This is a genomic window from Bacteroides cutis (genome assembly GCF_900241005.1).
Classification (GTDB): Bacteria; Bacteroidota; Bacteroidia; order Bacteroidales; family Bacteroidaceae; genus Bacteroides; species Bacteroides cutis.
This window is the reverse complement of the sequence record NZ_OEST01000006.1, coordinates 69713-91303: the sequence shown is the minus strand read 5'-3', so window position 1 is coordinate 91303 and position 21591 is coordinate 69713. Positions and strand designations below refer to the sequence as shown.

Here is a 21591-nt window from a genome sequence, read left to right as displayed (position 1 = left end):
GGAATGATACAAAATATGCAATTGTTAGTACGCAAACGATTGCACCCATTAGAGACCCTCTCAGTTAAATTGAAAACCTTTTCACTCCGTTCTCCCTATTTCCTAGTATTTCCGTTTTCGTAATGAGATACTTTCGTTCCCATTAGAAGAAACCGACGTTCCCGTTAAAAGAAACCAGCGTTTCCATTAAAGGGAACTGGCGTTTCCGCGAAAGGGAACGAGAGTTCCCCCCTATAGGAAACGATAACCATTGGGGCATTGATGAGCAGCATACCTTAATGGACATATATGCAATCGTTTGCATTACAACTTAACTTAATAACTATCAATGAAGAGGGCTATATCTACCAATACTCCTATTTTTGCATTATCTTTGGAAGCTGAAAAATAAAATCTAACCCATGAATAAACCACAGATTACTATCAAGGATATTGCCCGTGCACTGAATGTCTCCCCTTCTACTGTGTCAAGAGCCCTCAAAGACAATCCGGACATCAGTCAGGAAACTCGTAATCTTATCCATGCATACGCGCGTGAACATAATTATAAGCCGAATGTGCTGGCAGTCAACCTACGAGCAAGCCGCAGCAATACTATCGGGGTGATTGTGCCGCAACTGGTACATCATTTCTTTTCGTGTGTATTGAGCGGGATAGAGACTGCGGCAGCTAAAGCAGGCTATAATATAATAGTAGCACAAAGTAATGAGTCCTACGAACAGGAGGTAAAAATAGTGCATTCTTTCCTTGCCGCCCGTGTTTGTGGTGTAATATCATCGTTAACTAAAGATACTTCTCAATACGACCATTATCAGGAATTGTTGAACAATAACATACCTATCGTATTTTATGACCGAATCTGTACCGGACTGAAAACGGAACGAGTGGTTGTGGATGATTATGCCGGATCATTTGCCGCAGTGGAATATATGATTCAGACAGGATGTAAACGCATTTTATTCTACGGTGCCGCCCCTCATCTGGAAATCACTAAAAATCGTCGTAACGGATATCTGGATGCCATGAAGAAATATAAAATTCCGGTGGATGACAGTATGATAAAGTTCTGTGATACAAGAGAACGTGCTATCGCCATCACACCCGATCTGCTGGAACAAGACAAACGTCCGGATGGTTTCTTTGCCATTAACGATGAAACGGCATCGGGTATTCTCTACGCCTGCAAACTGGTAGGAATAAAAGTTCCGGATGAAGTTTCTATTTGTGGCTTCACGGACGGAGCGATAGCTCAAAATACCGATCCTAAACTGACTACCGTAGAACAACATGGGGAAGAAGTTGGTAAAAGCGCTTTCGGCATCCTGATAGATAAGTTGGAAGGCGAAGAAAAAAGCAATAATAAAATTGTGAAAACCAATCTTGTGGTGAGGGGAACGACGAAGTAAAGAAGTTAATATCTAATATCATACTAGAACCATGAAAGCAAAACCCGATTTAAGTTTCTGGAAGCTGTGGAATATCAGCTTTGGTTTTTTCGGCGTACAGATTGCGTATGCCTTGCAAAGTGCAAATATCAGCCGTATCTTTTCAACATTGGGTGCCGACCCACATGATCTGAGTTATTTCTGGATATTGCCACCATTGGCGGGAATATTGGTACAGCCTATTGTAGGAGCTGCCAGTGATAAGACGTGGACTCGCTTCGGACGTCGTATCCCCTATTTGTTTATCGGTTCGCTGGTTGCCGTCATCGTAATGTGTTTGTTACCCAACGCAGGAAGTTTTGGCATGGCGGTAAGTACAGCAATGATTTTCGGACTGGTATCTTTAATGTTTCTGGATACTTCCATCAATATGGCAATGCAACCTTTCAAAATGATGGTGGGCGACATGGTAAATGAAAAACAAAAAGGACTAGCCTACTCCATCCAAAGTTTCTTATGCAACGCCGGCAGCCTAGTGGGTTATTTGTTCCCGTTCATATTTGCTTGGATAGGCCTCAGCAATACGGCTCCGCAAGGAGTAATTCCCGACTCTGTAATTTATTCATTCTATATCGGAGCGGCCATATTGATATTGTGCGTCATCTATACTTCTGTCAAGGTAAAAGAAATGCCACCTGCCGAATATGCAGAGTACCACGGCATTACGGAAGAAGAAGAACATGAAAAAACGAATATGCTGAGACTACTCATCAAAGCTCCCAAAGCTTTCTGGACAGTAGGACTGGTACAGTTTTTCTGTTGGTTCGCCTTCATGTTCATGTGGACTTATACGAACGGAAGCATTGCCGCCAATGTATTCGATGCTCCTACTGTGGAACATATCACAAACGGTATCAGTAAAATAGTTCTCGACACCAAGAGTCTTCAATATCAGGAAGCTGCCAATTGGGTAGGCGTACTGTTTGCCGTACAAGCTATCGGTTCCGTAATATGGGCTATCTGTATCCCGATGTTCAAGGATCGCCGCTTTATTTATGCTCTCAGCCTTGTATTGGGAGGTATCGGTTTTATATCCACCTTCTTCGTGCACAATCAATATGTCTTGTTTGTATCCTTCCTGCTTATCGGTTGCGCATGGGCAGCAATGTTGGCACTACCTTTCACCATCCTGACAAATGCACTTTCCGGTGGTCACATGGGTACCTATCTAGGACTGTTCAACGGTACTATCTGTATCCCGCAAATTGTAGCGGCAGCTTTAGGTGGAACTATTCTCGCCCAGTTTACCCCCAAAGGTATGCTCCCTCCTGAAATCAACATGCTGGTAATGGCAGGTGTAATGTTGATTATCGGAGCGATTTGTGTGTATCTCATCAAAGAGACCAAAGGAGAAAGGGTAGACTGATATTTATTTTGTCCTCGCTTTTCTTTTTTATTTCTGTGTATTGCTTATCTTTACGGCGACAACTACAGAAAACACATGCCATGAAGAAATACCTCAAAATTGATGAATGGAATATCATCGAAGATAGTTTTCATGCCGATCACCTACGGATGTCGGAAAGTATATTCAGTCTCGGGAACGGTCGTTTCGGCCAACGGGGAAATTTTGAGGAGCCTTATAGTAGTGATAGTTACCGGGGGAGCTTTGTCGGGGGCATCACTTTTTTAGATAAAACCCGGGTAAATTGGTGGAAAAATGGTTTTCCCCAATTTTTTACCCGTATTCCCAATGCAGCCGACTGGAGCCGTATCAGTCTCCGGTTAATCGATGAAGAATTGGATCTCGCCCAATGGGATGTGAATAGTTTTTACCGCAGGCTCGACATGAAAGCCGGTATTTCATATCGTGACGTAGAGGTTACTTCTCCACGAGGTAACCAACTACGCCTACATGTGGAGCATATCACGGATATGGCACATCCCAATCTATGCCTCATCAAATACAGCGTTACTTCACTCAATTATAGTGGTAAGATATCATTTGTTCCCATTCTTGACGGACATATAGTAGATGATAATGAACAACCGGGCGAAAAAATCTGGAATATCCTCCGTTCAGGAGGTACCCATGATTGTGCATATCTTTGGACGCAAACACGACGGGAAGATGCGCAAATATGTTATGCAATGACCTATCAACTACTAAAAAATAATAAGGAAGCCACTCATAACCCTATACGGATAGAGAAGGGTAAACAAACCGGTTTCAGTGTAGGTGTCGATGTAAAACCTGATGATACTATAACGCTTATCAAATATGTAGCTATCACATCTTCACTTTATTACGAACGGCATAACTTGATTGAACAATCCGTTTCAGAAGTATCGCAAGCCAAGCTCATCGGCTGGAATACATTATTGGAAGAACACCAAAAAGCCTGGCAGGAAATCTGGAATGAAACCGATGTTATTATCGAAGGCGACCCGGAAGCCCAACAAGGTGTCCGTTACAATATTTTCCAACTCTACCAAACCTACCGAGGAGATGACCCGCGCCTGAATATCGGTCCGAAAGGTTTCACAGGGGAGAAATATAGTGGTAATACTTATTGGAATACCGAACTATGCTGTGTGCCGTTCTTTCTCTTTTCCACTCCTAAGGAAATTGTGAAAAACCTGTTGATATATCGCTATAACCAGCTTCCCAACGCAATAGAGAATGCCAAGAAACTAGGTTTTAATAATGGTGCAGCTCTTTTTCCACAAGTAACCAGTAATGGAGAAGAATGTCATAGCGAATGGGAAATTACATTCGAAGAAATCCATCGTAATAATATCATTGTTTATGCCATTATCCAACATGCAGCAATAAATGGTTCGTTGAATTACATAGCACACTATGGTTTGGAGGTGATGATTGCCATCTGCCGCTTCTGGAGCCAACGGGTGTCTTTCTCAACACCGAAACAGAAATACGTAATTTTGGGAGTCACCGGTCCGGATGAATACGAAAACAATGTAGACAATAACTGGTACACTAATTATTCATGTATACAATGTCTCAAAACGACCCTTGAATACATTGAAATCATCGCTCGGGAATACCCCGACGAATATACACGTATACGTCGTATCACCAACTTCAAGTATACGGAAGAAAGTGAACGCTGGAAAGATATCATCGAAAACATGTATTTACCCGAAGATAAAGAGCAGGGTATTTTTGTACAGAATGATGGTTATATGGATAAAGTGTTACAAAGTGTAGACACCATTCCCGCTGAAGAACGTCCTATTAACCAGCATTGGTCATGGGATCGCATCCTCCGTTCATGTTACATCAAACAAAGTGATGTCTTACTTGGCCTATACCTTTATTATTTTAACTTCGATACGGATACTGTTCGCCGCAACTTTGAGTTTTACGAACCTATGACCGTACATGAGTCCTCACTCTCTCCTCATATTCACGCCATATTGGCAGCACGTATCGGTAAAGTAGAAAAAGCATATCAACTTTTCCTGCATACCACGCGTCTCGATCTGGATGATTATAATAATGAAGCCGATCAGGGACTACATATCACCAGTATGCCGGGTAGCTGGCTCGCCATTGTACGTGGTTTTGCCGGTATGCAAATACTAGACGGCATACTGAAATTCTCCCCTGTCATACCCCAAAAATGGGATAGTTACTCATTCAAAGTAAATTACTTAGGAAACACCTTACATATACATATTGGGAAAGAAATAAAAATCTCTCTTACTACTGGAAATAAACTGAACATACAGGTCTACCAAAACGTTTATGAGCTAAGACAAGGGTTAGATTTGACTATCAAAACAGTAGAATAAACTTATATACATTGTTTGGACAGTACAATTATAAACTTGAAAATCGTTTTCGTTTTTCAAGCTTAGACCTTTATACCCTAATAGAACAATAAAATACTTGTTTTTAGCCAAAAGGAAATGAAAAGAATGTATCTCTTCGCCCTGATTACGACGCTTGTAATTACGTCTTGTGGGCACAAAAAGGGGGAAGATCCCCCTCTCATCCGACCTGTAAAAACCGCTACTGTCAGCTCACAGTCGGTTATTCACAAAGATTTCTCCGGTATGGTGGAAGCAGTAGAATATGTAAAACTGGCATTTCGTGTCAGTGGACAAATCATTAATCTTCCGGTAGTAGAAGGGCAGCGGGTAAGAAAAGGACAACTGATTGCCGCCATCGATCCACGGGATATTGCCTTACAATATGCAGCAGACAAAGCTACATACGAAACGGCGGCTGCACAAGTAGAGCGCAACAAGCGCCTGCTGGGGCGCCAAGCCATTTCCTTGCAAGAATATGAGATCAGTGTAGCTAATTACCAAAAAGCAAAATCCGCTTACGAATTGTCTTCCAACAACATGCGGGATACGAAATTATCTGCTCCTTTCGATGGATCCATCGAAAAACGTTTGGTAGAAAACTACCAACGTGTCAACTCTGGAGAAAGTATCGTACAGTTGGTAAATACCCAAAAGTTACGTATCAAATTTACCATACCCGATGATTACCTCTATCTGCTCCGTGCCAAAGATGTTACGTTTAAAGTGGAATTCGACACTTATAAAGGGAAAATATTCAATGCCAGGTTAGAAGAGTATCTTGATATATCGACAGACGGTACAGGCATTCCGGTTACCATCATAATCGATGACCCTACCTTCGACCGTAGCATATATGATGTTAAACCGGGATTTACGTGTAACATCAAGTTGGCTTCGGATATCGCTCCGTTTATAGAAGAAAAAATGATGAATATTCCCCTCAGTGCGGTATTTGGCGAGAGTGGAGATAAAAAGACATATGTTTGGATAATAAACAATGATAAAGTCAGTCGTCGTGAAGTAACCGTATATTCACCGACAGGTGAAGCAAATCTACTCATTTCCAAAGGAGTGAAACCGGGAGAAACCATTGTTATAGCCGGAGTTCACCAACTGGTAGAGGGACAAACTATAAAGGTGATTAACTAAACGATATTCATTATGAACTTAGCCAAATACTCATTAGAAAACACAAAGATTATCTACTTCTTCCTCGCTGTATTGCTCATCGGCGGTATATTCTCATTCGGTCGTTTGGGAAAGAAAGAGGATGCGCCCTTCGTCATCAAGACGGCGGTCATCATGACACGCTATCCGGGAGCCGAACCGGCCGAAGTGGAACGACTCATCACCGAACCTATCTCCCGCGAAATACAGAGTATGAGTGGAGTATATAAAATAAAATCAGAGTCCATGTACGGGCTTTCAAAAATTACGTTCGAGTTGCAACCGTCACTTTCTGCCGCATCTATACCGCAAAAGTGGGATGAACTACGCCGTAAAGTACTCAATATACAACCTCAATTACCAGTCGGTTCTTCTATCCCAACCGTCTCGGATGACTTTGGTGATGTGTTCGGTATCTATTATGGTTTGGTTGGCGATGACGGTTTCTCATACGAAGAAATGCGCGACTGGGCCGAACGTATCAAGACTCAGGTCATCACCGCTGACGGTGTAATGAAAGTAGCCCTCTTCGGTACACAGACGGAAGTAATCAACATTTTTATTTCCGTAAGCAAACTGGCAGGGATGGGTATTGACCCTAAACAACTGGCAAGTTTACTGCAATCTCAAAACCAAATTATCAATACCGGTGAAATCAGTGCAGGTGAACAGCAACTGCGTATTGTGGCAAATGGTACATATACAACTGTCAACGATATCCGTAATCAGATAATCACTACTCCGGGCGGACAGGTCAAACTAGGTGATATAGCTATCATTGAAAAAGGTTATATAGATCCTCCAAGTATCATCATGCACGTAAACGGGAAACGCGCCATTGGAATCGGAGTCTCTACCGACCCGCAAAAAGATGTAGTGAGAACCGGTGAACTGGTTGATGAAAAGCTTGCCGAACTATTGCCTCTCATCCCCGTAGGATTAGAACTGGAAAGTCTTTATCCTGAAAACGTCATAGCTAAAGAAGCGAATAATGGTTTCATCATTAATTTGATAGAATCTATCCTGATTGTAATTGTCATCATCATGTTGGTGATGGGAATGCGTGCAGGTTTGCTTATCGGTTCTTCCCTGATATTCTCCATCGGAGGTACATTGCTTATCATGTCGTTTCTGGGGGTTGGTTTGAATCGAACCTCACTGGCAGGATTTATCATAGCAATGGGTATGTTGGTAGACAACGCCATCGTGGTGACGGATAATGCCCAAATAGCCATAGCCCGTGGCGTAAACAGACGGAAAGCCCTGATAGAAGGGGCTACCGGGCCACAATGGGGATTGCTGGGTGCAACTTTTATTGCCATCTGTTCATTTCTACCGTTATATCTGGCTCCCTCTTCTGTTGCCGAAATCGTAAAACCTTTATTTATAGTTCTTGCTATTTCGCTGGGTTTGAGTTGGGTACTGGCATTGACGCAGACTACAACTTTCGGTAATTTCATATTGAAAGCTAAAACCGGTAATATTATCAAAGATCCGTATGACAAACCGTTCTATCACAAATTTGCCTCCATACTCAGCGTATTGATACGAAAGAAAGTATTGACATTGGGAAGCATGGTCGTTTTATTTATCCTCTCCCTTGTCATCATGGGATTAATGCCTCAAAATTTTTTCCCATCATTGGACAAACCCTATTTCCGTGCAGATGTATTCTATCCAGATGGTTACAGTATCAATGATGTGGAAAAAGAAATGAAGAAAGTGGAAACTCATTTAATGCAGCAACCGGAAGTGAAACGAGTTTCCGTTACCTTCGGAAGTACTCCGTTGCGTTATTATCTGGCATCGACCTCCGTTGGTCCAAAGCCCAACTTTGCCAATCTTCTGGTAGAGTTGACAGAAAGTAAATACACTAAAGAATACGAGGAAAAGTTAGATACCTACATGAAGGTGAATTATCCCAATGCCATCACTCGTACCACGCTGTTTAAATTATCTCCTGCGGTAGATGCCGCTATTGAAATCGGTTTTATCGGTAACAATGTAGACACACTGGTACAACTGACTAATCAAGCATTGGAAATAATGCACCATGATAATGAGCTTATCAATATACGCAATTCTTGGGGAAATAAGATACCTGTGTGGAAACCGATATATAGCCAAGAACGTGCACAGCCGTTAGGAGTATCCCGCCAAAGTATGGCACAGAGTATTCAGATCGGAACAAATGGAATGACGTTGGGAGAATATCGTCAAGGAGACCAAGTTCTTCCTATCCTACTGAAAAACAACACTACAGGTTCTTTCCACATCAACGATCTACGTACTCTGCCTGTATTCGGTACTACACCTGAAACGACGACACTGGAACAGGTAGTCAGTAATTTCGATTTCCAATATAAATTCTCTAATATAAAGAACTACAACCGTCAAATGGTAATGATGGCACAAGCCGATCCTCGCCGTGGCGTGAATGCCACCGCCGCCTTCAACCGTATATGGAAACAAGTGCAGGAAGAGATTGATATCCCCGAGGGATATAAAATGAAGTTTTTCGGTGAACAAGAAAGCCAGGCAGAGTCTAATGCTGCTTTAGCCGCCAATTTGCCATTGACGTTCTTTCTCATGTTTGTCACCCTGTTATTCTTATTCAAGACATATCGTAAACCGATTGTTATTTTACTGATGTTGCCGCTTATCTTTATCGGCATTGTATCGGGGTTATTATTACTGGGTAAAACGTTCGATTTCTTCGCTATCCTCGGTTTACTGGGGCTAATTGGCATGAATATTAAGAATGCAATTGTATTGGTAGATCAGATTGATGCAGAAACTGCTACCGGAAAAACACCGCGCGAAGCGGTTATCAGCGCGACCATCACCCGTATTGTTCCGGTAGCGATGGCATCCGGTACTACCATTTTAGGTATGCTCCCATTATTGTTCGATGCCATGTTCGGTGGTATGGCAGCCACAATCATGGGAGGGCTATTAGTGGCTTCGGCATTGACCCTGTTCGTATTGCCTGTAGCATATTGCGCCATACATAAGATTAAAGGATAAAATGATTTTACTATTTGATGATTTACTATTTATCGTTTGAATGATGAAAACAAATATATTTATTCTATTCTGGCTATGTTTCGGCTTGAATGCCGGAGCACAACAATACCTGAGCCGAGAAACCTATCGTGACAAAGTAGAAGCCTACAGTCAGATTTTGAAACAGCAACAATTGAAGTCTGTTGCAAGTATCGAAGCGCGAAAAATAGCCGCTACCGGTTTTCTGCCACAGATAGACATTACCGGTGAGGGTACTGCCAACCTGAATCGGTTGGACAAGTGGAACAGTCCGAAAGGAGAATATCGTCCTTACACTTATCAAGCATTGGTTACATTAGGCCAACCTTTATATACGGGAGGCGCATTGATTGCTCAAAAAAAAATAGCTAAAGCTGATGAAGAGTTGGACAAACTTGCCATCGAACTGACTATAGACCAAATTCACTATCAGAGCGACGCCGTTTATTGGAATGCTTCTGCCGCATGGGCCATTCTTAAAGCTGCCGCAAAGTTCGAAGAGATTATCGACCAACAATATAACATCATCCAAGACCGGTTCAACGATGGCGCCATCAGCCGTACCGATCTGCTAATGATATCTACCCGCAAGAAAGAAGCCGAACTGCAATTCATCAAGGCCCGTCAAAACCACACTCTCGCCCTACAGCAATTGAATATACTGATGGGAGCAAAACCGGATGAACCAGTAGACAGTCTTTATGAGATCAATGTTGCCTGTCCACCGGTCACTCCTCTCAATCTGGATGACGTTTTAGAACGCCGTGCCGACTATGCCGGTACATTCGTCAATATAGCCAAGAGCGAAGCACAACGAAAAGCCGCCCTAAGTAAATATAATCCCCAACTCAACATGTTTCTCGCTACAGGTTGGGATACGGGAATTACATACATGGGATTGGATGTACCGCATACTCCCATTGCCGGGATCAATCTTAACATACCTATCTTCCGATGGGGTGCCCGTTTCAAGACAAACCGCCAACAGAAAGCCTATATCGGTATTCAGAAACTGCAACAAAGTTATGTCACTGATAATATATTGGAAGAACTATCTGCCGCCACCACCAAACTGGCGGAAACAGAACAACAAGTAAAAACCGCGGAAGAAAATACAAAGCTTGCGGAAGAAAACCTTGATCTTGTTACCTTTTCCTACAATGAGGGAAAATCCAGTATGGTCGATGTACTTTCAGCACAACTGTCATGGACACAGGCCCAAACCAATTTAATCAATGCTCATCTTGCCGCTAAAATGGCGATGGCTGAATATAGAAAAGTTATTAGCGAATAAAAAATGCCTGTTCAGAAAAGTATTATAAATTTTAGGCACGGATTACGTGTAATCCGTGCCTAAAAATATTATTCAGCAAACTTATTTACCCGAGAAACGAGATCAGCACACCAGCTGCCACAGCCGAACCGATAACACCCGAAATATTACTGGACATACAATAATTCAACACATGATTTTTCGGATCATATTTCGTAGCGATATCATTACAAACACGGCTCGCCATAGGTACGGCACTCAACCCGGTTGCACCAATCAACGGGTTAATCTTCTTCTTAGAGAACAGATTAAACAGCTTTACAAAGAAAATCCCCCCCGTAATTGACAAAGCAAATGCAAGGAAGCCACCTATTACAATACCGATAGTCGTCCAATTCAAGAACGCTTCGCTGGTCATCGTAGCCCCCACACTCAATCCCAAGAAAATAGTTGCCGCATTCATGATACTATTTGCAGCAGCATCGAATAAACGACTGGTATCAGAACCGATCTCCTTAATCAAATTGCCAAACATCAACATACCGATCAAAGGTACCGCAGTAGGCACAAAAAGAGCTACAATCGTAGTAACTGCAATCGGGAAAATAATCTTCAACACCCGCAGGTTCTTGATTTCCGTCTTCGAAGGATAAAGTTTCTCCTGTTCTTTCATATTAATCATCAGTTCCTTTTTGGAGCAGAACAGTTTTACTACCAACGGAATAATCACCGGCACCAAAGCCATATAAGAATAAGCGGCAATAGCGATCGGTCCCAACAAATGAGGAGCCAGCTTAATCGTAGTAAAGATAGCCGTCGGACCATCGGCACCACCGATAATACCCAGCGCACCTGCTTCCTGTGGAGTAAAACCTATCATCACGGCACAAAGCAATACTGTAAAAATACCAAGTTGCGCTGCCGCACCGAATATAGAGAGACGCAGATTACGAAGCATCGGTCCAAAGTCTGTCAACGCACCTACTCCCATAAAGATAATGGGAGGCAAAAATCCGGTCTTGATCAACATATAATAGATGAAGTTCATCAATCCCAAGTCGTGTGCAATCTCATGCAACGGCATTTCCCAGATATTCTTCAACACCCCGTTTACCATAACCATTCCATTTTCATCCGCCTGAATTACCCCCATATCACCGCCGGGAAAGTTGGCTATGAGTACACCGAAAGCGATAGGCACCAACAACAACGGTTCGTAGTGTTTCTTAATTCCCAGATAAAGCAGAATGAAAGCAATGGCATACATCACGAGGAATGACGGATCGGCAATAATATTGCTGAAAGCCGTCATATCATAGAGTTTTGCAAATATATCTTCCATTATCCAATCTTCATTAATACATCATCTTCAGAAACAGAGTCACCCGGATTAACGCAAATGGCAGTCACCGTTCCGGCAAAGTCGGCACGGATGGCATTGTACGTCTTCATGGCTTCAATATAGCAAAGGAGATCGCCCTTCTCTACCTTATCCCCCACTTTCAGAGGAGTTTCCTGCGCATTCTTGGTAAGGAAGAACTTACCTTCCAGCGGAGCCGGCACATCTTGCCCTTCACCTACGGGAGCAGTAACCTTTTCAGTAGCGGAAGCCGGAAGATCAATGTCACCATAGGCCACCGTTACGCGATAAGCCTGTCCGTCCACCTGCACCGTGAGAGTTTTAGGTTTGGCATCATCCAACGGAGATTTATCCCGTTCTGCACGGCGTTTTTCAACATCAGCCAAGAAATCTTCTTTCGCCTTACCGCTTTTATATGCCTCATATTGTGCCGGATGCATGGCATATTCAAAGAGTTCCTCTTCGTCCTCGCCAAGTTCCCATTTATTCTCTTTCATCATCTTGCGGTACTTGTCCAACGCGTCAGGATAGTTGTCCTGCGGATTTCCGGTGAAGAATTTACGTCCTTCACGTTCAGCCTTTTCTATCAGTTCGGGAGCCAACGTACCCGGCAACTTACCTGCCTTGCCCAGCAACATATCCCAGATGTCATCGGCAATCATCCCCCAACGTTCCTTACCTTTCTCCATAGCGATGACATTCATCATGGAAAGGTTCTTAACATACTGGCTGAACGGGGTCACCAACGGTGGATAACCCACACGGGGCCAAACGTATGCCACTTCGTTGAACAACTTGATAAGCAACTGGTCTTGCGTCATAAACGGCAAATTACGTTTTGCCTTATACTTATTGATAGATTCCAGATTGGACTCCAAGTCAGCCATCAGGCTACCCATCATACCACCCGGAAGTCCCGGACCTATCAACAGGGAATTCATCAAGCGATTTCTCGGGCTGATGTAAAGTCCGAGGAAGTCATCCATAAACTCCTGAATAAGAGCACGGACTTTCATATAGGCTTCCATATTGATTTCAGGCACCTGGAAACCGGCGTCTTTCAACATAGCCTGTACACTGAGCAAGTCAGCATGTCCCGTACCCCATGAAAGCGGCTCCATACCCACGTCTATATAATCGCAACCTGCCTCACAAACCTCAAGGATACTTGCCATATTAAAACCGGGGCCCGCATGGCTATGATACTGGACAGGAATATCTTTTATCTTCTTGATACCTGCTACAATCTTACCCAAAGATACCGGACGCCCGATGCCGGCCATATCCTTAATACAAATCTCATCTGCACCCGCCTCAATGAGTTCCTTAGCCATGTTCACATAATATTCCACCGTGTGCACCGGAGAGAAAGTGATACACAGCGAACATTGGGAAATCATTCCCGCATCATGTGCATAGCCGATAGAAGGAATAATATTACGGGTATCATTCAATCCGCAGAAAGTACGAGTGATATCCGTACCCTGCGCTTTCTTTACTTTATAAAAAAGTTTACGCACGTCGGCCGGTACAGGGCTCATACGAAGCCCGTTCAGTGCACGATCCAACATATGAGTCTGAATACCTGCTTCATGGAATGGTTTCGTCCATTCGCGTACGGCTTTATTAGGATTTTCCCCAAACAATAAATTTACCTGTTCAAAACCTCCGCCATTGGTTTCTACACGGGCAAAACAGCCCATCTCAATAATAGCGGGAGCAACCTTCACCAGCTGGTCTACACGAGGAACATATTTTCCGGCACTCTGCCACATATCCCTGAACACCAAGCTGAATTTAATTTCTCTTTTCATACTATTTTTCAGTGTATTTTTTATATAAGATTAATTTTACTATTTAATTTTTTCTACCTTCGCCACCTTACCTTTACCTTGTGTAACCACTGTTACAGCCGCACTGATAGCAGCCAGGATATTTCCGGGAATAGGTGCAGGAGCATTCCCCACAGCTTTGGCAGGCACCACTTCTTCAGGGACATATTTATTCACAAGCGCAATAAGACCTTTTCCCATATAGATAACAATCAACAGGATAGCAAAGACCGTAGCCATACCCACAACCATCAGCAAAAGTGCCGTATTCAAGTTTTCCATATTATAATTTATTAGTTATTCAGCCATTTTTAGATAAAAACGTCCGAAATTAGCGATAATTGATGAGAAAATGCAGAAATATAATAATAAAATTTGCTAAAATAGGAGTCCGGGAAGAAAGAACAAGGGGACGAGTTGACAAGGAGAATACTTCCCCCTCGTCAACTCGTCCCCTCAGGTCCTGTCAACTAAAAAGCTGAGCTAACGGCGGAACCTCCCTATCCCAACGGATTCTCGTTCTGGTCTTCATCGTTACCGCCCTCACCCGGATTGCCGCCGGTGGAAGAGTCACCGGAAGAAACAGACAACTTGCCCCACTCTTCCCAAACAATCTTTGTATTCACCATGCTGCGGGTAGTCACCTGGCGGCCACTGTTACGCTCCACTTCGGGCAAGAAACGGACACGTACCCCGTTAATCAGCGAAGCGCTTACCTCCTCAGCCGTCGGCACCCCTCTTTTGGCAGAAGTAGCCGTATAATAGAAGGTACCTATGCCGTCTATCTTCACAGTACGTCCCTGCCCCATGAAATTACTCAATACACGTCCCAAGTTCTCCATTACCGCATACGTGTCACCACGGGTCACGGTAGAGAGAACGGACAGTTCATCTGCCACTTCACGGGTAGTAACCGCCTTGCCCCAGGTTACTGATTGAGGGTACCACAAATCGTTTACTTTCTTCTGAATTCTTCTAAAAAATGCCATAATCGTAATGTTTTAAATGATTAATTAATAATGTATATCCGGTTTCTCTTGTCTCACCCGAGAAACAGAAGTCTTCATCGTGAGGCCTCAACGGTTCAGCCGTCTGCTTTTCTCAAATTCGATGTTGCAAAGTTAGGGCAAGGTACAAGGGAAAACAAGAAAATGGCATCTACAGCCGATTTACATAAATCACTTAAAAACAAAAGATTACAAAAACACCGTCTCTACAAGGAGAAGGAAAATATAAAGCAGGAATAAGAAGAACAAGGTAGTAATCTCTACAAACACTATCCATAAATATCTGATAATGAATACACCTATATCTTCTGGCTCTACAAGGTGGTTGTTATGATATCATTTACATTTTAATTTTGCAATCGAGAATTTTCTCATTACCGTCACAAACTCATCAGGTAATCTTTTGATAACTTCCTCCTTTATAAAGTCAGGTACACCACCATAATAGGCTTCCGCAATGCCACCCGTAATAGCCCCCATCGTATCCGCATCTCCTCTTAAAGATACAGTCAGCCGAATAGCACTTTCATAGTCCGTGCTTTCCAAAAAAGCAATGATAGATTCCGGCACCGTACCTTGACAAGAAATATCATAACTATAAGTAGGCCTTATCTCATTACAAGTACGACTAAGATTATAACCAAACATCTCCTCTACATACTTCTTTATCTCCTGCTTGGATTTGCCCGTACGTGCCAAAAAGACACAAGCCGCCGTAGCCTGCGCTCCTTTTATCCCTTCAGAGTGATTGTGCGTTACTTCCGCGCTCCGCTTTGCCGCAACCAATGTTTCCTCCAGTGTATCAAAAAACCATCCCACAGGACTGACACGCATGGCCGAGCCGTTTCCCCAACTATTATAAGGCTGCGGATCATCAGCCCATAGCCAACGGATAAAACTACTACCATATCCTGCTAATGGATAACGGTTTCCATAATCCTGCATGATACCTAAAAGACTATCTCCCGTCAACAACCAATCTGCATTGGCAACTGTCATAACGGTGTCATCGGTAAACTTCGATGCTTCGGTAAACAATGGGAAATTCCACTCTTTTACCGGCGAGAATTCATAGACAGAGCCTATTATGTCTCCGGCAATGGCTCCCAACAAAATATCTTCTGTATTCATCGCTTCAATATTTTTATTTCTGAAAGATAGCAATTCCTCATTAAAAAGAGATACACAATCTATTATTACATGCTCTCCTCTACTTTCTTTCTCATTCAATTTCCGTTCAAGATCCTGCAATTCCTGTTCACATGCCGGGCAAGTGCCACTGCAAGATCCCACATGAGTACATTCTGTCTGTACATATTCTATGCCATTAGCCTCTGCTATCTGTTTACGTAAATTGGTCATCAGCAAACAGACTGTTTTTGAATCTCTCCCACCAACCATTTTTTCTTGATTTATAATTATTCTGTAGTTTTCCTGTTAGCCCAGTAAGTTTTCCACCAACCTCTGCCTGCACCTGATAAGTCAATCTATCAAAGTGGCTAAGGTACTATAATATAACAAATAACAGCTAGTTTTGCAAGGCTTTCAAAATCATCATCTGATATTCTTCTATTAAACGTAAATACAAAAGAGAAAGAAAACTATGAATAGCAATATTTTCTAAAATTACAAATCTACCCACTTCTCATTTTGTAACAACATTTCAAAATCCAAAACCATCCGCTTCAAGCCATCAATCTGCCACAGTCCATCCCCTCCCGGAACGCCTTCTGAAGTGGGGGTAATTCAGTATACGACTGAATAGGATTCAATATACGACTGAATGGCATTCAGTATACGACTGAATAGGGTTCAGTATAAGACCGAGGTTATATTAGTAGCAAAACAGAATTGAGAATAGGGGAAATCAGCGACTTTTTGTCCTAATAAATCAACACAGGTTGGCTATATCTCTAAAATAATCATATAAAAATATCGGAAATGAGTTCAAGACAGCTACTCTGCAATTTTCTGTATTTACATACTTAGCCAGTTGATTTTCATATATGTTGCTCTGAGCGAGATTTTCTTTTAAAACTGGTATAGCATCAACACCTACACAAATGAAGTTTGCCTTCCGAACATTCATATCGGTCAAATGCAACCAATTCTCTTTAGCAACCTGTTGTTTCAGCAACTTCTTTTCCTCTTTCTCATTTTTATTACCTGATACAAGCAGATGCTCAAAAGAATTATAAAAAGAAAAATCACGAGCCAAGGCTTTAAAATTATAACATTTCTCACGAGTAATGTCATAACTCAGATAATCCTTATCCGGCAGTTGCTTGGTATAGAACACAGACTCCACCATCGGATAATTGATATACAATTTCCCATTTCCGGTTTCATCGTCAAAATACTCCAGCATTTCACCAATATGCCGGTTATTCTCTTCCAATGTCAATCGGGATTCTTGAAAATCATAATCAAAAAACAAGAATATTTCAGAAACATCTACTTCCAGAATGCCAGCAAGAGTATCATCCCCGTTCTTTTGCAATATATCATTAAGTATAGTTACCGTATTTCCGCTTGCTGTAACATTTTCAAAGACGTCATACCCCTTCAACTTTGAATACAAAGAATAGATATTGCTATTGTAAGTACAAACAAAAGGCTCCACCTCTTTGGTGAAAAACAAATGTTTCAAAGTCTCAAAAAGACGAGGTTCACATTTCTTGCCTTCAAAAATAAATAGAATCATACTTTAAAAGTGTTACCCCGAAAAAGTTTCTCAATATTGTGTCCGAATCTCAACTCTTTATCTGTACAGTCACACAAAGGCTTAATCTTATTTTCATTCAAGATGAAATTACAGTCCGGACGCAGCAAATCATTTGTCATCAAATATGTATTATGCGAAGACGTAAATATCTGACAATCCATATTGAACAGCATTTTGCACACTTCAAAGGCTAAACGGAAATGATAGAACGCATCAAATTCGTCAATAAAGACAAATGACGCTTCACTCATTCGTTTCATCCAAAAATAAAGTAATTGCAGTGATCTGGTTCCCGTAGATGCAACCAAGTTAAAGGGAATCTCAGAACCGTCTATATCACAAAGAATCTGCTTATCAGTAGAGGAATGCACAGTAAGTTGAAAATTCTGCCCGCTGACACTCTGCAGGAAATTTGAAAATTCTTTGAGTAGCCCATTTGCAATGATAAACTCATCAAGATTCGTTACGCTTGTTTCAAGCCCGATAAACTCCCTTATATCGAGATTTCTGAACCAAAGCATAGAGTTAACAAACTTGCTGAGTTTTATCAGATAATGCTCTTTGCTTAAGGGATAAGAAGTCAATAAGAAATTGACTATCGACACGTTATTTGCATTGCTTCCGAGGTTATTCTCTATGGTTTCTTCCATAGGAAACTGTTGCTTGTCTATACAAAAAGAACCATTCTTCCGTTCAAAAACCAAATTATCGTCCACTCGAAGCGATTCGGACGCTAATATACCGCCTGCACCTTTGGAATAGGTATAGAGAATTGTCTCGTTCCCAAATCTAAATGTATATTCAAACTCGACTGTTCCCTCTTTCTTTCCGGCATAAATGAAGTTCACATAATAATCTATCTTTTTCCATTTGGGAGACAAATGGTTCTCAATATCGAATAAGGCCAAACTGAAGTTTGTTTTACCCGACCCGTTCGGACCATATACTATACCATTTTTTATGATACCGTCTTTGATAGCATTTTTATTGAACTCATAATTTGCCGGATTTGACAAATCCCACTCGATGCGGTCTGCAAATCCACGATAGTTGGTAACAGCGAATTTTACTAACATACTTCTATTGACTTAACTTTCAGAAGACAAAGATACGGAAAAGGATTTCCGTAAAAAAATTACGGGCTTAATTTATCTTAATGCCCACCTAATAGTTTCATACCCTTGTTGCTGTTGTCTTGCAATCCGAAATTTCAGACATGACACACTACTGTATCCAGCGTCTCTCCATCGGCAAACAACCTGCCATCCACCTGCATCATCCGTTTCTTCAGGCGGAACTTCTGCTGGGACACGGAAGCGGGAGACACGGCAGTGAGCGTGGCAATCTGCGCATTGCTGAAGTGCAGGCGGATAAGCATGCAAAGCTGGCTGTCGGCAGGCGTAAGCTGGGGAAAACGCAAGACAAGGCGTTTGGAAGCGCCCTTGTACACTCTGTCAGTAAGCTTCTGCAAATACTCCCACTGGCTGTCCGCAAGGTATTTGGGCTGTGTACGCAACTGCTTCATCACCTCGTCTGCGTCTATCATGGCGGAAGCGAGCGCCTGTACCTGCCCGTCGAGCATACGGACACGCTCGCCCTCTTTCCTCAACAGTTCCAGTTCGCGAGGCACGGGGTTGTCTTCATACTCCTTGAGACGGGTGCGGAGTGACTCGTTTTCTTTATCCAGACGACTGCCATGTTCCATGAGGTTTGTCAGCGAGCCATGCACTTCTTCGCGCTCTTCGTCGGTCAGCGACATCTCCTTCAAGCACTCTTCCAGTTCCTCACGTTCGCGTTCGTTGTTGCGCAGACGCTGTTCATTCTCGCTCAGGGTGATAAGGTAGTTGCGGTGACGGCGCTCTTTCTTGAACCGGACAAGGCTGAACAACATAGCACCGGAGATACTGAACATGATTATAGAAAACACTCCCCAGAAGAAACGTTCGTAACCACTGACCGGTTTCAACCGCACATGCCTGCCATCGGAAAGTTTCTTTATCTGATTGTATTCACGGTGCAAGTCGGAAATCAGGCGGACGGCTTGGGCACTGTCAACAATACCCGTCTGTACCAGCGAGTCGGCACGGACAAGGGACTGTTCGTAGTTCATCAACGTCTTACCGGAAGGTTTCGAGCAGGCTGTCAGTCCCCAAAGGAGGGTAAGTAAGAGAAAAAGAGAGATGTATTTCATTTTGAAATTTTGTGTTTATAATAATAAGGTAGAGAGGAACGGCAAAGTTACAGAAACAAAGGTAACACTTTCTTCCCACAATAAATAAAGAGGTACAAAGTTTTTCATTACTTTGTACCTCTTCAGTTATATTTCTCTTCGACCTGTATTATTCATAGTCGTGAGTCAGCCAAAATCATATAGCTCAAAACTCGCTGGTGAAGTGGAACTTTATATTCTTGAAGTCCATCTGCGCCATTTGTAGTACATAACCGCTATCAGCCAGGAACACATCCCTGCCTTCACGGTCTTTCGCCATATACTGGTATTTACGTTTTTTGAAAGCCTCCAGTTCTTCAGGGTCATCACTTTCAATCCAACAGGCTTTATACAGGCTCAACGGCTCCCAACGGCATTTGGCGCTGTATTCATTTTCCAAACGGTATTGGATGACTTCGAACTGCAACTGGCCTACAGTACCAATAATCTTGCGACCGTTGAACTGGTTGACAAACAACTGTGCCACACCTTCGTCCATCAACTGGTCGATACCTTTGGCAAGCTGTTTCTGCTTCATCGGATCGGCATTTTCGATGTATTTGAACATCTCGGGAGAGAAGCTTGGCAATCCACGGAAATGAAGCATTTCGCCCTCAGTCAACGTATCACCGATCTTAAAGGTACCATTATCCGGCAAACCGATAATATCTCCCGCCCAAGCTTCATCAATGGTAGTCTTGCGTTGCGCCATGAACTGGGTAGGTGAAGAAAAACGCAACGTTTTTCCGTGACGCACATGCAAGTAAGGAGCATTCCGTGTAAATTTGCCGGAACATATCTTACAGAAAGCGATACAGGAACGGTGGTTCGGATCGATATTGGCTGTAATCTTGAAAATAAAACCGGTAAATTTAGGTTCTTCCGGCGCCACTTCACGCTCTTCCGCTTTTACGGGACGGGGACTCGGGGCAATCTCCACAAAACAGTCCAGCAACTCTTGCACACCAAAATTGTTCAATGCAGAGCCAAAGAAAACCGGGGCAAGCTCGCCTTTCAGGTATTCTTCATTATTGAATTCGGGATAAACTCCATCTATCAGTTCCAGCTCGCCGCGAAGTTTGTCGGCCAGCGATGAACCGATATGTTTATCCAGTTCTTCGGTATGGATATCTACTTCTACCTTTTCCGTGACAACTTGCTTGGAGGGTTGGTAGAGGTTCAGATTATGTTCATAGATATTGTATACTCCCTTGAAACGGACACCGCTTTCGATGGGCCACGTCAAGGGACGCACATGGATAGAGAGTTCTTCCTCCAATTCGTCAAGCAAATCGAACGGGTCTTTCGCTTCACGGTCCATCTTGTTGACGAAGATGATCACCGGCGTATTACGCATACGGCAAACTTCCATCAATTTACGGGTCTGGGTTTCCACACCTTTCGCACCGTCCACTACAATGATGACACTGTCTACAGCAGTCAGCGTACGATAAGTGTCCTCAGCAAAATCCTGGTGACCCGGAGTATCGAGGATATTGATTTTATAATCCCGATAGTCAAACTCCATCACGGAAGTGGTAACAGAAATACCACGTTGTTTTTCAATATCCATCCAGTCGGATGTCGCCGTTTTCTTTATTTTATTGCTTTTTACAGCTCCGGCTACTTGTATCTGTCCACCGAAAAGCAATAGCTTCTCAGTCAATGACGTTTTACCGGCATCCGGATGCGCGATAATCGCAAATGTCCGTCTTCTTTCTATTTCGTTGTTATTGGCCATATATCAA

General features: G+C 42.7%; 15 protein-coding genes. 6 read left to right on the top strand and 9 right to left on the bottom strand.

Annotated elements, in window-relative coordinates:
- Positions 1-401 precede the first annotated feature (401 nt).
- The 6 genes from C1A09_RS13245 to C1A09_RS13220 all read left to right on the top strand — a co-directional run bounded on the left by C1A09_RS13245 (position 402) and on the right by C1A09_RS13220 (position 10731).
- Positions 402-1406, top strand: a complete 1005-nt coding sequence (locus C1A09_RS13245; RefSeq protein WP_101544990.1) for a LacI family DNA-binding transcriptional regulator — start codon at positions 402-404, stop codon at positions 1404-1406.
- A gap of 31 nt (positions 1407-1437) precedes the next feature.
- Positions 1438-2811 carry an SLC45 family MFS transporter gene (locus tag C1A09_RS13240; RefSeq protein ID WP_101544988.1) on the top strand — a complete coding sequence of 458 codons (1374 nt, stop codon included), beginning with the start codon at positions 1438-1440 and terminating at the stop codon, positions 2809-2811.
- A gap of 80 nt (positions 2812-2891) precedes the next feature.
- Complete coding sequence (locus C1A09_RS13235; RefSeq protein ID WP_101544986.1) at positions 2892-5204, top strand: family 65 glycosyl hydrolase domain-containing protein; 2313 nt, start codon at positions 2892-2894, stop codon at positions 5202-5204.
- A 117-nt stretch (positions 5205-5321) separates the two neighbouring features.
- Positions 5322-6374, top strand: coding sequence for an efflux RND transporter periplasmic adaptor subunit (locus C1A09_RS13230; RefSeq protein WP_101544984.1), 1053 nt, complete (start codon positions 5322-5324; stop codon positions 6372-6374).
- 12 nt (positions 6375-6386) lie between these two features.
- Positions 6387-9419 (top strand): efflux RND transporter permease subunit, encoded by a 3033-nt coding sequence (locus C1A09_RS13225; RefSeq protein WP_101544982.1) that lies wholly within the window; start codon positions 6387-6389, stop codon positions 9417-9419.
- Positions 9420-9459: 40 nt separating this feature from the next.
- A complete protein-coding gene (locus C1A09_RS13220) occupies positions 9460-10731 on the top strand; it encodes a TolC family protein (protein ID WP_101544980.1) in 1272 nt (423 codons plus the stop codon).
- An 85-nt stretch (positions 10732-10816) separates the two neighbouring features.
- Here the strand turns inward: C1A09_RS13220 and C1A09_RS13215 are convergent, their stop codons facing one another.
- The 9 genes from C1A09_RS13215 to C1A09_RS13170 form a co-directional block, all read right to left on the bottom strand.
- Positions 10817-12052, bottom strand: coding sequence for a sodium ion-translocating decarboxylase subunit beta (locus C1A09_RS13215; protein ID WP_101544979.1), 1236 nt, complete (start codon positions 12050-12052; stop codon positions 10817-10819).
- The gene (locus C1A09_RS13210) at positions 12052-13884 is read right to left on the bottom strand and encodes a biotin/lipoyl-containing protein (RefSeq protein ID WP_101544977.1); all 1833 of its coding nucleotides are present in this window, start codon (positions 13882-13884) and stop codon (positions 12052-12054) included. Before C1A09_RS13210 ends, C1A09_RS13215 begins: the two co-directional genes overlap by 1 nt.
- A gap of 39 nt (positions 13885-13923) precedes the next feature.
- On the bottom strand, positions 13924-14184 hold the full coding sequence (locus tag C1A09_RS13205) for an OadG family protein (protein WP_101544975.1): 261 nt from the start codon (positions 14182-14184) through the stop codon (positions 13924-13926).
- 218 nt (positions 14185-14402) lie between these two features.
- Positions 14403-14891 (bottom strand): HU family DNA-binding protein, encoded by a 489-nt coding sequence (locus C1A09_RS13200; RefSeq protein WP_101544972.1) that lies wholly within the window; start codon positions 14889-14891, stop codon positions 14403-14405.
- Positions 14892-15245: 354 nt separating this feature from the next.
- Positions 15246-16040 carry an ADP-ribosylglycohydrolase family protein gene (locus tag C1A09_RS13190; protein WP_101545134.1) on the bottom strand — a complete coding sequence of 265 codons (795 nt, stop codon included), beginning with the start codon at positions 16038-16040 and terminating at the stop codon, positions 15246-15248.
- A 760-nt stretch (positions 16041-16800) separates the two neighbouring features.
- A complete protein-coding gene (locus C1A09_RS13185) occupies positions 16801-17613 on the bottom strand; it encodes a hypothetical protein (RefSeq protein ID WP_101544968.1) in 813 nt (270 codons plus the stop codon).
- Complete coding sequence (locus C1A09_RS13180; protein ID WP_101544965.1) at positions 17610-18710, bottom strand: AAA family ATPase; 1101 nt, start codon at positions 18708-18710, stop codon at positions 17610-17612. Before C1A09_RS13180 ends, C1A09_RS13185 begins: the two co-directional genes overlap by 4 nt.
- Before the next feature lie 134 nt (positions 18711-18844).
- On the bottom strand, positions 18845-19825 hold the full coding sequence (locus C1A09_RS13175) for a helix-turn-helix transcriptional regulator (RefSeq protein WP_101544963.1): 981 nt from the start codon (positions 19823-19825) through the stop codon (positions 18845-18847).
- A 184-nt stretch (positions 19826-20009) separates the two neighbouring features.
- Positions 20010-21584, bottom strand: coding sequence for a peptide chain release factor 3 (locus C1A09_RS13170; RefSeq protein WP_101544961.1), 1575 nt, complete (start codon positions 21582-21584; stop codon positions 20010-20012).
- Positions 21585-21591 lie beyond the last annotated feature (7 nt).